Genomic DNA, 761 nt, shown 5'->3' with positions numbered 1-761 from the left:
ACCCCGGGCGGCGGCGGTGGACCGCTGACGCTGATGGCCCTGCTGGCGCGCCATGGTGTACGCCCGGCCCATGGCAGTGCGGTGTTCGCCATGGATCAGTTGAGCGATTTGCTGTTCTTTCTCTGCGCGCTGATCGCCATCGTGGTGTATGCGCTGTTTCAGCACCTGAGCCAGAACCTGGAGTGGATGCTGACACTCAGCGCCATTTCAATGGTCGGCGGCCTGTTCAGTTGCGTGGTGGTGGCACGCTACCATCGCCTGCTGATTCGCCTCAGCGGTCGCGTGCTCAAGCACTTCAAGCTCAACCCTGCCACCCAGCGTCGTTGGGCACGCAAGCTGCTGCACTTTCTTGCAGCCTTCACGGAAACACTCAAGTTGCCTGCACACACGCTGATCAGCGTATTTGCGCTGACTTGCGTGCACTGGTTACTGCGTTACAGCGTGTTGTATCTGGCCTTGCGAGGGCTGGGCACGGATCTTCAGTGGGCCTGGAGCTTTCTGATCCAGATGCTCTCACTCAGCGCCGGGCAGTTCAGCCTGTTGCCGGGCGGTGCCGGCGCGGCGGAACTGACGTCGGCAGCGCTGTTGGCGCCCATGGTAGGGAAATCGACGGCGGCGGCCGCGATTCTGATCTGGCGAGCGGTGACCTATTACTTCTACCTGCTGGCCGGCGCACCGGTGTTCCTGGTGATGGCCGGGAAACCACTGCTGAACAAGCTGATGAAGATCAAACAGGCTTAGGCTAGTACGCAATCCGTAGC

General features: G+C 61.2%; 1 protein-coding gene. It reads left to right on the top strand.

Translation table 11 applies throughout. From position 1 onward, the window contains the following. A partial coding sequence (locus AC1DH9_RS30170; protein WP_477809456.1) for a lysylphosphatidylglycerol synthase transmembrane domain-containing protein occupies nucleotides 1-741 on the top strand: 741 nt, incomplete at its 5' end. Nucleotides 742-761: the final 20 nt, after the last annotated feature.

It is taken from the genome of Pseudomonas sp. 05T35 (assembly GCF_056396605.1).
This window is presented reverse-complemented; position numbering and strand designations above follow the sequence as displayed.